9 protein-coding genes and 1 pseudogene are annotated in these 12,823 nt (G+C 43.6%); 7 read left to right on the forward strand and 3 right to left on the reverse strand.

What is annotated here, in order from left to right; translation table 11 throughout:
* The 3 genes and pseudogenes from VIM91_RS01375 to VIM91_RS01385 all read right to left on the reverse strand — a co-directional run.
* The coding region (locus tag VIM91_RS01375; RefSeq protein WP_331863048.1) for a multicopper oxidase family protein at positions 1-1,044 on the reverse strand (1,044 nt) is incomplete at its 3' end.
* A gap of 12 nt (positions 1,045-1,056) precedes the next feature.
* On the reverse strand, positions 1,057-1,488 hold the full coding sequence (locus VIM91_RS01380) for a c-type cytochrome (RefSeq protein WP_331863049.1): 432 nt from the start codon (positions 1,486-1,488) through the stop codon (positions 1,057-1,059).
* A gap of 136 nt (positions 1,489-1,624) precedes the next feature.
* Positions 1,625-2,828, reverse strand: a pseudogene (locus VIM91_RS01385) (IS3 family transposase).
* 751 nt (positions 2,829-3,579) lie between these two features.
* Between VIM91_RS01385 and VIM91_RS01390 the strand changes: the two are divergent.
* The 7 genes from VIM91_RS01390 (at position 3,580) to VIM91_RS01420 (ending at position 12,815) form a co-directional block, all read left to right on the forward strand.
* Positions 3,580-4,857: an efflux RND transporter periplasmic adaptor subunit gene (locus VIM91_RS01390; protein WP_331863050.1), complete on the forward strand. Its 1,278-nt coding sequence runs from the start codon at positions 3,580-3,582 to the stop codon at positions 4,855-4,857.
* A gap of 9 nt (positions 4,858-4,866) precedes the next feature.
* Complete coding sequence (locus VIM91_RS01395; protein WP_331863051.1) at positions 4,867-8,031, forward strand: CusA/CzcA family heavy metal efflux RND transporter; 3,165 nt, start codon at positions 4,867-4,869, stop codon at positions 8,029-8,031.
* A gap of 1 nt (position 8,032) precedes the next feature.
* Positions 8,033-9,364, forward strand: a complete 1,332-nt coding sequence (locus tag VIM91_RS01400) for a TolC family protein (RefSeq protein WP_331863052.1) — start codon at positions 8,033-8,035, stop codon at positions 9,362-9,364.
* Positions 9,365-9,471: 107 nt separating this feature from the next.
* Positions 9,472-9,834 (forward strand): twin-arginine translocation signal domain-containing protein, encoded by a 363-nt coding sequence (locus VIM91_RS01405; RefSeq protein WP_011371197.1) that lies wholly within the window; start codon positions 9,472-9,474, stop codon positions 9,832-9,834.
* Between the two features lie 113 nt (positions 9,835-9,947).
* Positions 9,948-10,793: a DUF692 domain-containing protein gene (locus VIM91_RS01410; RefSeq protein ID WP_331863053.1), complete on the forward strand. Its 846-nt coding sequence runs from the start codon at positions 9,948-9,950 to the stop codon at positions 10,791-10,793.
* The gene (locus VIM91_RS01415) at positions 10,780-11,628 is read left to right on the forward strand and encodes a DNA-binding domain-containing protein (protein WP_331863054.1); all 849 of its coding nucleotides are present in this window, start codon (positions 10,780-10,782) and stop codon (positions 11,626-11,628) included. Before VIM91_RS01410 ends, VIM91_RS01415 begins: the two co-directional genes overlap by 14 nt.
* Before the next feature lie 24 nt (positions 11,629-11,652).
* Positions 11,653-12,815, forward strand: a protein-coding gene (locus VIM91_RS01420; RefSeq protein WP_331863055.1) for an IS3 family transposase whose coding sequence is annotated in 2 segments (ribosomal slippage) — positions 11,653-11,902 and positions 11,902-12,815 — 1,164 coding nt in all. Because the reading frame shifts where the segments join, the coding sequence is not laid out codon by codon here.
* Positions 12,816-12,823 lie beyond the last annotated feature (8 nt).

Raw genomic sequence — 12,823 nt, forward strand, 5'->3', positions numbered from 1 at the left:
CTGGCTAGAATCGATATGTAATAAATCAAAGTTTTGGTCAAGATAATCGGCATTATTCCCGCCCATCATTCCCATTCGCATGGATAAGTTTCCATAACCTTTGATCGTTCTTAGCGTAATTGGTTTGCGGTCAGAAAGATCAACGATGATTTCGGCGCGTTCGGCTGGTGCTAACCGAATTTGACGTAAACTTGTGGGTTTCTCTAACAAGCCGCCATCAGAAGCAATCAGCTCAAAAGGTCGATTATCTGAAAACACTAAATCATAAAAACGCGCATTAGATGCATTATGTAAGCGCAATCTGACTCGTGTTTTTTTGGGTTTCAGCACGGAGTTGGCAACGCCATTCACCAACATCACATCACCATGCATGCCGCGCATTTTATCCATTCGAGTATTGTTGTAATAAAAATTGCCTGACTCATCAAACGCCCTGTCCATCAAAATAACAGGATAGTCATCTACCCCATATTCATGAGGGATGCCCAAGTCAGCATCTTGATCCTCATCTACAATCTGCATTTGACCACCCAAGCCTCGCCAAACCTGCTGGCCTGTTTGATTATGGGTATGCGAATGATAAAAAAGCGTAGACGTTTCGTTCAGTATTTTCCATTCGGCTACCCAGGTATTATTGGGTTGGATCGCTTGGTGTGGGCCGCCGTCCTCTGTGGCGGGTAAAACCATGCCATGCCAGTGAAGTGCCGCCGTTTCATTCAATTTGTTTGTCACCTGCATCTTAACAACCTGGCCTTTTTTCATTCTTAATACTGGGCCTAAAAAGTCTTGGTTAATACCTATGGTCTGAGTGGCTTTATTAGCTAAGATTTGGGTTTCGCCCTGCTGCAAGGCCAGTTTAAAAACTTGTTTGCCTTGAATAGTTTGGCCCTCATCCAGGTCGGGCAAGTTAAAATCATTTAAACGAAAATTGGCGTTTGAGTCGACTGTTTGCCCAAAGGCTCCTGCAAAACTAAAAGGCACAGTAGCGGTAATTAAGCCTGAGCTTATTGCCAGACCTTGTCGTAAAAAGTCGCGTCTATTCATTTTGTAATCCTTTTATTTAAGTCCATCCAATTCAAGCCAGGCCTGGTAGACCTTATCTGGCCAAAAACTTTGAAAATACGCGATAGCCGCTAACTGCTCGGACTGGCTTAACTTGCCTTTGAAGCCTGGCATTTGTCCACCTAACGGTACTCCGCCATTTTGGGTCGTTCTTAACAGTATTTTTAAAGGATGATGCCAAGCATGGGCGGTTCCATTTAAAGGCGGCGCGGGATAACTTCCATCGGCTAAAGTTTGCTTCCAATCTGCAACCAGTCCTTGGGCCTGATTACCATGACAAACCGCACAATTTTGCAGAAAGATCTTCTGCCCGACTCTTACATCTTCGCTGGTATACCATCTTTCAGAGTGCTCTACTTTTGCCGTTTGATCAGCTGAGCAGCCAGCAAAAATTAACAACAATGATGTTAACACTAGATATTTCATTATGTTTTCCTATTTAAATAGTCAGGCTTAACAAAGCAGCTGACGAATATGACCTATTGTTTTTATAGTCATAGTAAAACTTGGCTGACGCCCAGATGACCAGCAGATTACATAGTTGTAATCTGCCTGTAGGTGGTCAAGTTTTTTTGGCCACCGATTTAGAGCAATTTGCCCAATAAATTTCCTCAGCTTTGTTTGGCGTTTTACCATCATTAAATGCATGAGGTCTCACTTGGCTGTAATAGCCGATTATGTAGCTAGTCACATGGTTGCGGGCTTCAGCTAAACTTTTGTAACCCAACGTCGGCACCCATTCGGTTTTCAAGCTTCGAAAGAAGCGTTCCATCGGGCTGTTATCCCAGCAATTACCACGGCGACTCAGGCTTTGTTTTATCTGGTAACGCCATAATAGTTGGTGATACTTCGTGCTCGTATAGTGACTGCCTTGATCCGAGTGGAATAACAAGCTTTCTGGCTTGCCTCGTGATTCAAACGCCATGGTTAAGGCTTTTGCAGTCAGTTCAGTGTCCGGTGAGTAAGACATTGCCCAACCGATTACTTTTCTGGCATATAAATCCAATACCACCGCTAAATACGACCAGCGGTTACCTGCCCAGATATAGGTTACATCCCCGACCCAGACTTGATTCGGGCGCGCCGGGTCGAACTGGCGATCAAGACTGTTTGGAATACAAATATGTTCTTGTGTGGCTTTTTTGTAGCTATGTTTAGGTAACTGGCAACTGACTAAGCCAAGTTTTCCCATCAATCTTTGAGCACGATAACGACTAAGAGGAATAGCACGCTCTGTGGCCACTAATGCTATCGTTCGCGCACCGGCTGAACCGTTGCTTTCAGCATGAATTCGGCGCACCATCGCCAACTCTTTTACCAACTTTGGCTTGATGCGCTTTGGGCGGCTTCGCCAGGCTTTAAAGCTACTGCGGTACACGTTAAACACCTGGCATAATCGCTGCACCGAATGGCGCTCTTGAAGCTTTTTGATTATCTCGAACTGTTGAACGAGTCCGACATCAAGAGCGTAGGCACGCCTACTTCAACACTAGTGCCGTAGCCTTTTTTAATATGTCTTTTTCCTCTTCGAGGTACTTAATCCGCTTTTTTAATTGTTGGATTTCAATCTGCTCGGGTGTAAGTGCGCTGCCTTTTGGGGCAATGCCACGGCGCTCATCTTTAAGTTGCTTCACCCACTTACCCATGGTGGATAAGCCCACGCCCATGGCTTTTGCGGCTTCATTTAGTGTGTAACCTTGGTCAACAACCAGTTGGGCTGATTCGAGTTTAAACTCGGCTGAAAATGTTGGTCTTGTTTTTGTCATCTTCGGTCACCTTTTATATGAGATGCATTTTAGCATCTCTATTTAGGTAGCCAATTTCACTTTACCACTACAATGTTGAGAACTCCATAAGGACAATTTTAATGGAAATCTCATCAACTGCATGGCCCTATTCTTGAGGGAAAGGACAGAGCTTACCATTATGTTGTTGAATAGATAAGTGTATCGGCGACAATTATGATGCAAACTTTATTTGCTTTTAGGTTTTATTTGTTTTAAAATTTAAAAATGAAATTCTCAAAATTCTCATATGTTGCACTCATTTTTGTGTTTCTGTTCGGTCAGTTGCAAATTACTTTTGCAACTGACCGAACAGAAACAATACCAGCTTCTCAGCAAGCTGAGGATGTGTGCTGTATGTCTTCTAATACCTCTCATCATGACATGCATTCTGCACATGATTGTTGTCAGCAGGATTCGGCATCGGATATGAATTGTTTATCGTGTGGTGATGGTTGTCATTGTGGCTCTACTTGCCATTTTTCAGTGCATTTTTTCGATTTTTCTTCGCCTGTTGATTATTCTTTCCAACCAGTGATTAGCTCTTTAGCTCAGCCAGGTACATCTATAATGGTTTCCGCAGTGCTAACTCACGAAATACGTCCTCCCAGATTTTCATAAATACTTTTTGATTGGTACCTGCTTGTCCTAAATAAATGGGTGTCAGATTTGTTTCAATTCTTTTACATTACACAGTGTGCGTTGGTGTAAAAGAGAGCTAAAGGATTTTATGATGACTCGAATATTTTTGTTGTTTCTATCACTTATTTTTATTTCTATCCCGGGGCTTCAGGCCAATGCGGCCAAAAAAGACTCTGAAAACTCTTCACCTTCATTGGGCGAAAATGAGGGGGTTTATAAGTATGTTTGTCCTATGCACCCTCAAATTGTGCGAGACCATCCTGGCACCTGCCCGATTTGCGGTATGGATTTGGTTAAACAGCGCTTGTCTCAAATGCAGAATGCGCCTGAAATTCAAGTAAATGTTACTTCGGCAGACAGTTCCGCTGTTGGATTACAACAGCAATTTTCTATACGAACGGCTAAGGCAGAAAAACATACGCTGTGGAAGTACATTCCTACTTTTGGAAAAGTAGTAGCCGATGAAACAAAGGTGATGCATATTCATCCAAGAACTTCTGGTTGGATCAGTGATTTAGCGGTTCGAAATAATGGCGATGCAATTGAAAAAGGGCAGTTACTGTATCGAATTTATTCGCCAGAAATTGTGGCGGCACAGCAAGATTATTTGCAGGTCATACAAAATCAGCATCGTTTAGGCCAGCAAGCTAATTCGTTGGTCGATTCAGCGAAGGTGCGTTTGCAACTGTTAGGGCTGGATGACCACACGATTAAAGCGCTCGTTAAAGAAGATGCGCCTATTACTAAAGTCCCTGTTTATGCGCCTCAAACTGGTTTTGTAAGTGATTTAGGTGTGCAAAACGGGATGTATGTTCAACCTCAAACCGAACTCATGAGTTTAATGGATTTATCAGTGGTTTGGGTTGAAGCCGAGGTTTTGCCGCTTCAACAGGATTGGCTAAAAGAAGGGTTGACAGTAGATATAAAAACACCGGCTTACCCTGGAAAACACTGGGAAAGCCAAATTGATTATTTATACCCAACAGCCGATCTTGTGACTCAAGCTTTTAAGGTGCGGATTCCTTTGAATAATGCACAACAAAAATTCAAACCTAACATGTTGGTGGAAACTATTATTTATGGCGGACCGAAAAAGAATGTCTTGGCGATTCCATTAGAGGCCGTGATTGATGATGGTGAAAGCAAACGCGTAGTTATTAAGACTGAAAGTGGTGGCTTTAAAGTAAAAGAGGTCGTCATAGGGATGCAGACTCAAGGTATCGTTGAAGTCATTTCAGGGGTTCAATTGAATGAAGAAGTCGTCATTTCCGGGCAATTCTTGATTGACTCTGAAAGTCAGGTGCAATCAAATTTGCGACGCTTAATAAGTGGACAAAAGCCGGCTAATAACTTACACACAAACCATTAGGAGGCTATTATGATTCGTTCAATTATTGCAGCTTCCATTGAAAATCGACTATTGGTTCTGCTTATAAGTGTGATGATCGCTTTTTGGGGTTGGAAAGCGATTCAGCAAACACCGCTGGATGCAATTCCGGATTTGTCAGATGTTCAAGTCATTGTAAAAACTCCTTTTCCGGGACAAAGTCCACAGTTGGTGGAAGACCAGGTGACGTATCCCATTTCTAACCTGATGATGTCGGTTCCTAAAGCGAAAACTGTTCGTGGTTATTCTTTCTTCGGCGACTCTTATGTGTATGTGTTGTTTGAAGAGGGAACCGATGCTTATTGGGCTCGTTCCCGGGTTTTAGAATATCTTAACCAAGTCAAAGCTCAATTGCCTAGCGAGGTCCAACCTAGCCTGGGACCCGATGCGTCCGGCGTAGGTTGGATTTATCAGTATGCGTTGGTCGACAAAAGTCACAAGCTCGATTTATCAGAGCTTCGTACATTACAAGATTGGTTCTTGAAGTTTGAATTGCAAGCGATTCCCGGAGTGTCCGAAGTGGCGGCCGTGGGTGGAATGATCAAACAATACCAAGTGGAAGTGGATCCTAATAAGTTACGTGCATACAACTTGACGTTGAAACAAGTACAAACGGCTATTCAGCAAAGTGCGATTGAAGTGGGGGCTTCTGTCATAGAGCTAGCCGAAGCAGAATATATGGTTGGTGTGAAAGGCTATATCACTTCGTTGGAAGACTTGCAAAATGTGCCGGTTGGGAAAAATTCAGTGACGAACACACCTTTATTACTTAAAGATATTGCACGGGTGAAGCTGGGTACGAAACCACGTCGCGGTATTGCGGATCTAAATGGTCAAGGTGAAGTTGTTGGTGGTATTGTGGTGATGCGTTCAGGCGAAAATGCACTGAAAGTCATCAACGCGGTGAAACAAAAAATTGCCCAAATTCAACCCGGCCTGCCTGATGGGGTGGAGCTGGTAGAAGTTTACAACCGTTCCGGACTGATTCAACGTTCTGTGGAAACGTTAACCCATAAACTCATTGAGGAGATGATTGTTGTTGGTCTAGTGTCGCTATTGTTTTTACTGCATTTACGTTCGGCATTGGTTGCGATTATTTCTTTGCCCTTAGGCATTTTAGGGGCTTTTATCATCATGCAGTCTATGGGGGTGACGGCAAACATCATGAGCTTAGGCGGTATTGCCATTGCCATCGGTACCATGGTGGATGCGGCCATTGTAATGATTGAAAACGCGCATAAACATTTAGAGGCGTATCGACACCGTACGGGTGAGATAGCCACAGGCAACATTCACTGGCAATTGATTTTAAAATCCTCCCAGGAAGTTGGCTTGCCTCTGTTTTTATCATTATTGATTATTGCATTGAGTTTTTTGCCCATTTTCGCCTTACAAGAACAGGCGGGTCGCCTCTTTACGCCCTTAGCCTTAACAAAAACACTTGCGATGGCGGTGGCGGCCGGATTGGCGATTAGTTTGGTTCCGGTGTTAATGGGGTATTTTATTCGAGGGAAGTTGCCTGATGAATTGAAAAATCCGTTAAACCGCGGTTTGATAAAGGTGTATAAGCCTTTGTTAAAAGGCTTGTTGACGTTTCCCAAAATAACAATTGCTGTCGCTGTGTTGGCATTATTGACCATTGTCTATCCTTGGCAACAAATTGGTTCAGAATTTATGCCGGAGTTGGAGGAAGGCGACTTGCTGTATATGCCGACAACCTTACCGGGTATTTCCATTGGTGCCGCACAAGGCTTACTCCAGGAAACCAACCGTATCATCAAAGGGTTTCCCGAAGTAAAAAGTGTTTTTGGTAAAATTGGTCGTGCGGATACGGCAACCGATCCAGCACCATTAACGATGATCGAAACCACGATTCAGTTAAAGGATAAGTCGCAATGGCGAGCAGGCATGACGCTGGAAAAACTGATTGATGAGCTGAATAATGCGGTGTCCATTCCCGGTTTAACTAATGCCTGGGTTCAACCGATTAAAACGCGGATTGATATGCTGTCTACTGGGATTAAAACCCCGATTGGGATCAAAATCTCCGGTGATGATTTAGCTCAAATTCAAAAAATTGGCAAACAGGTTGAAGCAACGGTATCGAAAGTGCCAGGCACGCTCTCGGCTTTCTCCGACCGTGCGGAAGGTGGGCGTTACATTGATGTTCTGCCAAAACGAACCGAGGCGGCTCGATACGATTTGAGTATGGCTCAGTTGGCTAATATCGTACAATCGTCAGTGGGCGGTAAGGTGTTGCAAGAAACAATTGAAGGGCGTGAGCGCTATAGCATGAATTTACGTTATCCACAATCGTGGCGAAACTCGGTAGAAGCGCTTCGGCAATTACCGATTGTGACGGCATCAGGTGCTCAGATTCAACTTGGCATGGTCGCAGACATCAAAGTGCGTTTAGGCCCCCCCGTTATTAAGTCTGAAAATGCTCGTTTGAATGGCTGGACCTTTGTGGATTTAAAAGCTGGTACTGACTTGGCCGGTTATGTCCAAAAGGCGCAAGCAACTGTTACAGACGAAGTAGACTTACCTGCCGGATATAGTATTCAGTGGTCGGGTCAATATGAATATCTTTTGAAAGCCCAGAAAAAACTCACAGAGATCGTGCCATTCACTCTGTTGATCATTTTTATTCTGCTGTATTTTATTTTTAAAAATATCACAGAATCGTTGATGATTTTAGGGGTGATTCCATTTGCATTGCTTGGATCAGTTTGGTTTATCTGGGCGTTAGGTTTTGATTATTCTATTGCGGTTGCAGTGGGCATGATTGCATTAGCCGGCGTTGCCACCGAATTTGGTGTGGTGATGATGATTTACCTGAAAAGTGCGATTGAAACCGCAAAAGAAAATCATCAATTGAACAATGCTGCCGATCTTCGTGCGGCTATCATGCAAGGTGCCGTGAACCGGGTGCGGCCGAAAGCGATGACCGTCAGTGTCATAGTAGTCGGTTTATTACCGATTATGTTCTCAGATGGAACTGGTGCCGAGGTGATGCAACGCATTGCCGCTCCAATGGTGGGAGGTATGATTTCAGCGCCCATCGTATCTATGTTTCTGATTCCATTATTAATGTATTTGCGGTATTTGAAAAAAGGCTTTTCAGAATCAGCGGGTCCTGAGAAAGGAGGGGCTTAATATGAAAGTGTTACTTTATGTTATCTTCATGTTGATCGGCCGCGTTTTAGGAGTGTCATCTGTTCAGGCCGCTGAACACAATCATCTGGATTTATCAACACTGTTTGCATTAGCCGTTGAACATAATCCGAGTTTAAGTAAAACGGCGGCCGATCAATCAGCCGCACTGAGTGCATTGCATAGCACGGAAGGATTACGAAAACCGGAAGTACGCTTTAAAAGTGAGCTCAGTTACGCCTGGATGTCAAATGCAGAGTTCCCAAGAACGGCTAACCAGCTAGTGGCAACCTATCCACTTTACCAACCGCAGCTGGATGATTTAAATCAAAAGTCACAATTTGCTTATCAAGGAAAGCGGCTGGATCATGTGGCCGAAACGCAAAAAGTGTTTTTAAACATTTCTCAGTTGTACTTTATGTTGTGGCAACAGCAAGAAAACTATCGTTTTTTGGAAAAAGAACAGCGTTCAATTGAATCGATTATCAAGCAGGTCAAACAGCGTTTTCAGGTGGGGTATCAAGATTTAAATGATATTGCAGAAATTCAATCTCGTTTGGATTTTAACCGAGCCGAAATGCTGAAAGCCAAGCAGGACATTCGTCAAACACAAGCCAACTTAATGGCGGCACTCGGCGGAATTCGTCAGTCTGAAGAACATCTGGATACGTTGAGCTTTCCACTTAAACGCCCTTTGGAAGTGGCCAGAATTGAACAGATGGTGCGGCAAGCGAAAGAGGATAAAAATGACCAGGCCTGGTCATTTTTAGTCGAAAGCAACCCGAAAGTGTTGGCACTTCAGCAGCAATGGCTGGCTTCCCAAAAGCAGGTGTCGTATGAAAAAAACAAAGATACCTTTCAGTTAGAAGCATTTGGAGCTTATGTTTATAACGAGTCGGATAATCATTTTTATGATGATATGCAGGGTGCACGTGGCGGTATTCAATTAAATGTGCCGCTCTATTTAGGCGGACGGACAGATGCTTCAGTTTCTATGCAGCGAAATCAATCTCAAAAAGTTCAAGCAGCCAAACGGGAACTCAGTTTGTCGTTGCAGGCAAAAGCTGAAAATGCATGGTTAGCATTGGAAGCGGGAACAAGCCGTTTAAATGCTCTTCAATCGGCTTTAAATTCGAGTAAACAAGCAGTTGAAGCCAATGAGCAAGCCTTGAGAACAGGTCGACGGAATATTCTCGATTTACTGGATGCACAACGTCAGTTACACAAGATCGAACGTGATATTCCGGTACTTAAAGCGTCGATTTGGCAAAACGTTTACGCTTTCTATTGGGCTATAGGAAATTTGAATCAAGAAACTCCTAATCAATTGAAATAAAGTTCGATAAACTGGGTCTCATAAGATAAGGTAATTTAAACCAAGTTTTTGATTTGTATCAAAAAAAGAAGTAAATACAGTTGTTTTTAATTTAATGGAGAAACACAATGTCAAAGCAATCAAGAAGAGATTTTTTAAAGTTAGCCAGCGCAACAACTGCAGCCACTCTAACCGGCTCAGCCTTAGCCTCAGAAAACCCGTTTGGATTTAAAAAACTGGACGGTGGATACCAGCAAGTTGCCGTAGAAGGAAAATGTGGTGAAGGTAAGTGCGGTGAAGGAAAATGTGGTGGCGACATGCGCAAAAACATCCCACAGGAAGGGAAGTGTGGTGAAGGTAAGTGTGGTGCTGGAATGGACATGACACCTGACAAAACCCAAGAAGGCAAATGTGGTGAAGGTAAGTGTGGTGCTGGAATGGACATGACACCTGATAAAACCGAAGAAGGTAAATGCGGCGGGCGAAGTTAAGCCTAGATTAAGTAATATTTTCTTTATGATCTGAATCAAAGCCGCGATTGTTGCGGCTTTTTTATTTATGATTACGTTTGCCCGCTTAATCATTAATCAAAAGGACAACAGTGATGGAATCAAAGTTTGCGAATCAAGTCGAAGGCGTCGGCTTAGGCTTAAGGCGTGATTTTTTTGATGAATTATTGAATCGACCAGAACTTGATATTGATTTTTTGGAAATTGCACCTGAAAACTGGCTCCGTTTTGGCGGTCGTCAGGGGCGTGCATTAAGAACCCTTTCGGAACGGTATCCTTTTACTTGTCATGGTCTTTCGCTCGACTTAGGCGGCCCGAACCGGCTAGATGAAGGTTACCTTAAAGATTTGAAAGCGTTTTTTAAATTGCATGATGTGAGGGTTTATACCGAGCATTTAAGTTATTGCGGCGATATGGGGCACTTGTATGACCTCATGCCGATTCCTTTTACAGAAGAGGCCGTTCATTATGTGGCTGACCGAATCAAACGTGTGCAGGATATTTTGGAGCAACCCATCGGGGTTGAGAATGTTTCCTTTTATGCCATGCCTTCAAATGAATTAACGGAAGCCGAGTTTATCAATGCAGTGGTTGAAGAAGCCGATTGTGGTCTTTTATTTGATGTGAACAATACGTTTGTCAACAGCATCAATCATCAGTATGATGCGACCGAATTTATGAAAAAAATGCCCACCGAACGCATTATGTATTGCCATATGGCTGGGCACTTTGACGAAGCCGACGACTTAAAAATTGATACGCATGGCCAGAATGTAAAACCTCAAGTGTGGGATTTATTGGATGAAACCTATACCTATCATGGACGTCACCCTACGTTACTGGAAAGAGATTTCAACATTCCTCCAATGTCTGAACTCATGTTAGAGGTTAGCCAGATTCGAGAGGCACAGCGCCAATGGACCCCTTATGAAGCCAAATGATTTTGAAGAACTGCCGAAATTTCAACGCCTGCAATATTTGTTTTCAAACCATATTCGCAACCCTGAAAATGCCCCTTATTCCGTTGAAAATGAGCCAGTCCTGGCTGAAATAGCACAGGACATTGACCCCAAACGCTTAAAGGCTTATGAGTCTTTGTTTTTTAACAACCTGTATGAGTTTTTCTCAAACCTGTTTCCCGTGTTAAAAAGCATTGTGGGCGAGGAACGTTGGCAAGAAATTGTCCGAGAATATATGGTTAAGCATCGTTCTAAAACGCCATTGTTTCATGAGCTAGGACAAGAATTCATTTTGTTTTTACAGAATGAATTTGAACCTCAGTCAGGTGATCCGGATTACATGTTGGAGCTGGCTCATTATGAATGGGTTGAATTGGCATTGACCATTGCTGAAGAAGAGGGCTTTGTCAACCCTTTGGATGTTGCCCCTGAGTTAGACGGTGTTTACGAACTTTCCCCCGTTGCTTACCCTTTAGCCTACGAGTGGCCGGTGCATAAGATGACGCTGGAGAATTCAGACGAGCCAAAGCCGGAATGTATTACGACACTGTTGGCTTTTCGCGATGAAATGGATCAGGTTCAGTTTATGGAGTTATCGCCTGTGCTGTATGAGTTGGTTCAAGCCATGAGCGATAATTCGGAGCAAGCGACTGTCAGGACATTATTGCGGTGCTTGTGTGAAGATCTCGGGTTGGAGCAAACAATGATTGAGGATTTTGCGGTTTCGATTCTGAAAGATTTGATTGCAATGCATTTGATTCGACCAGTTTCTTTGAACTGGTCTAATAGAAACGGACACTTCAATGAGAGACAATAGATGTTGTCGAATCTAGGAGTGGTTATGAGTCAGAAGCGAGTTTATAAAACTTACACCAAAGAATTTAAACAAGAAGCGGTCGCGCTTGTCACTGAGCAAGGTTATAGCGTTGCTGAAGCGGCACAAGCGCTAGGCGTTAATCCAAACTTGCTTTACAAGTGGAAAGACAAGCTTGAAGCGCAAGCCAGTGGTCCGGCTTTAAGCGATGATGAACGTGAAGAGCTCAAAAAGCTGCGTGATGAAAACAAGCGGCTTCGAATGGAAAAAGACATATTAAAAAAGGCCTCCGCCTTCTTCGCCCGAGAAATGCACTAGGATTTGAGTTTATCCATATGTTGGCGCAAGAAGGCTACTCGGTTAAGTTAAGCTGCAAGGTGATGAGCTTTAGCCGCTCCGGTTATTACGATTGGGTCAAACGTCCCAAAGCTATTATTACCGAAGAACAACTGCGACTGTATCGGCGAGCTAAAGCCCTTTTTATAGCCAGCCGAAACAGTCTCGGCTCACGAGAACTAATGAAGCGATTACGTAAAGAAGGCTTTAAGGTTGGGCGCAACAAAGTCATCAAGTTAATGGAAGTCTTAAACCTAAAGGTTGATCAGCGCGTTGCATTCAAAGTCACCACCAAACGGGATCCAAGCCACGCTGTTGCGGATAACCTTGTGAACATGGACTTTAACCCCACAGGCATGAACCAAGTGTGGGCTGGTGATATCACCTATTTAAAAACCGCACAGGGTTGGCTATATCTAAGTGTGGTAATGGACTTGTATTCACGCCGAATTATCGGTTGGTCAATTAGTCCGCGCATGACCACCGAACTCGTGCTAGAGTCGCTCAAGCAAGCCTACTGGCTTAGAAAACCGCCCAAAGGGGTGATCTTTCATAGTGATCGTGGATCACAATATACCAGTGACGCATTTAGAGCGCAGCTTAAACAGCTCCAAATCCGTGCCTCGATGGGCGATGTTGGCGCGTGTTGGGATAATGCCGTGGTTGAAAGGTTCTTTGGCAGCTTAAAGCATGACTGGCTGCTCAAAGTACATCAACCTAACCATGAGCATATGATTGACGATGTGAAAGCGTATATGCGCTATTACAACTTAGAAAGGCTTCATACGAGCAATGGTGACATGAGTCCTATTGAGTATGAAAATTATAAACGGGATGTGTCCGAAATTGCTTGACCAGTACA

Source organism: Thiomicrospira sp., assembly GCF_036568485.1.
GTDB lineage: Bacteria > Pseudomonadota > Gammaproteobacteria > Thiomicrospirales > Thiomicrospiraceae > Thiomicrospira.

Excerpts from the sequence above, each read along its gene's own strand:
- VIM91_RS01380 (WP_331863049.1), bottom strand. The coding sequence starts at position 1,488 with ATGAAATATCTAGTGTTAACATCATTGTTGTTAATTTTTGCTGGCTGC.
- VIM91_RS01390 (WP_331863050.1), top strand. The coding sequence starts at position 3,580 with ATGACTCGAATATTTTTGTTGTTTCTATCACTTATTTTTATTTCTATC.
- VIM91_RS01395 (WP_331863051.1), top strand. The coding sequence starts at position 4,867 with ATGATTCGTTCAATTATTGCAGCTTCCATTGAAAATCGACTATTGGTT.
- VIM91_RS01400 (WP_331863052.1), top strand. The coding sequence starts at position 8,033 with ATGAAAGTGTTACTTTATGTTATCTTCATGTTGATCGGCCGCGTTTTA.
- VIM91_RS01405 (WP_011371197.1), top strand. The coding sequence starts at position 9,472 with ATGTCAAAGCAATCAAGAAGAGATTTTTTAAAGTTAGCCAGCGCAACA.
- VIM91_RS01410 (WP_331863053.1), top strand. The coding sequence starts at position 9,948 with ATGGAATCAAAGTTTGCGAATCAAGTCGAAGGCGTCGGCTTAGGCTTA.
- VIM91_RS01415 (WP_331863054.1), top strand. The coding sequence starts at position 10,780 with ATGAAGCCAAATGATTTTGAAGAACTGCCGAAATTTCAACGCCTGCAA.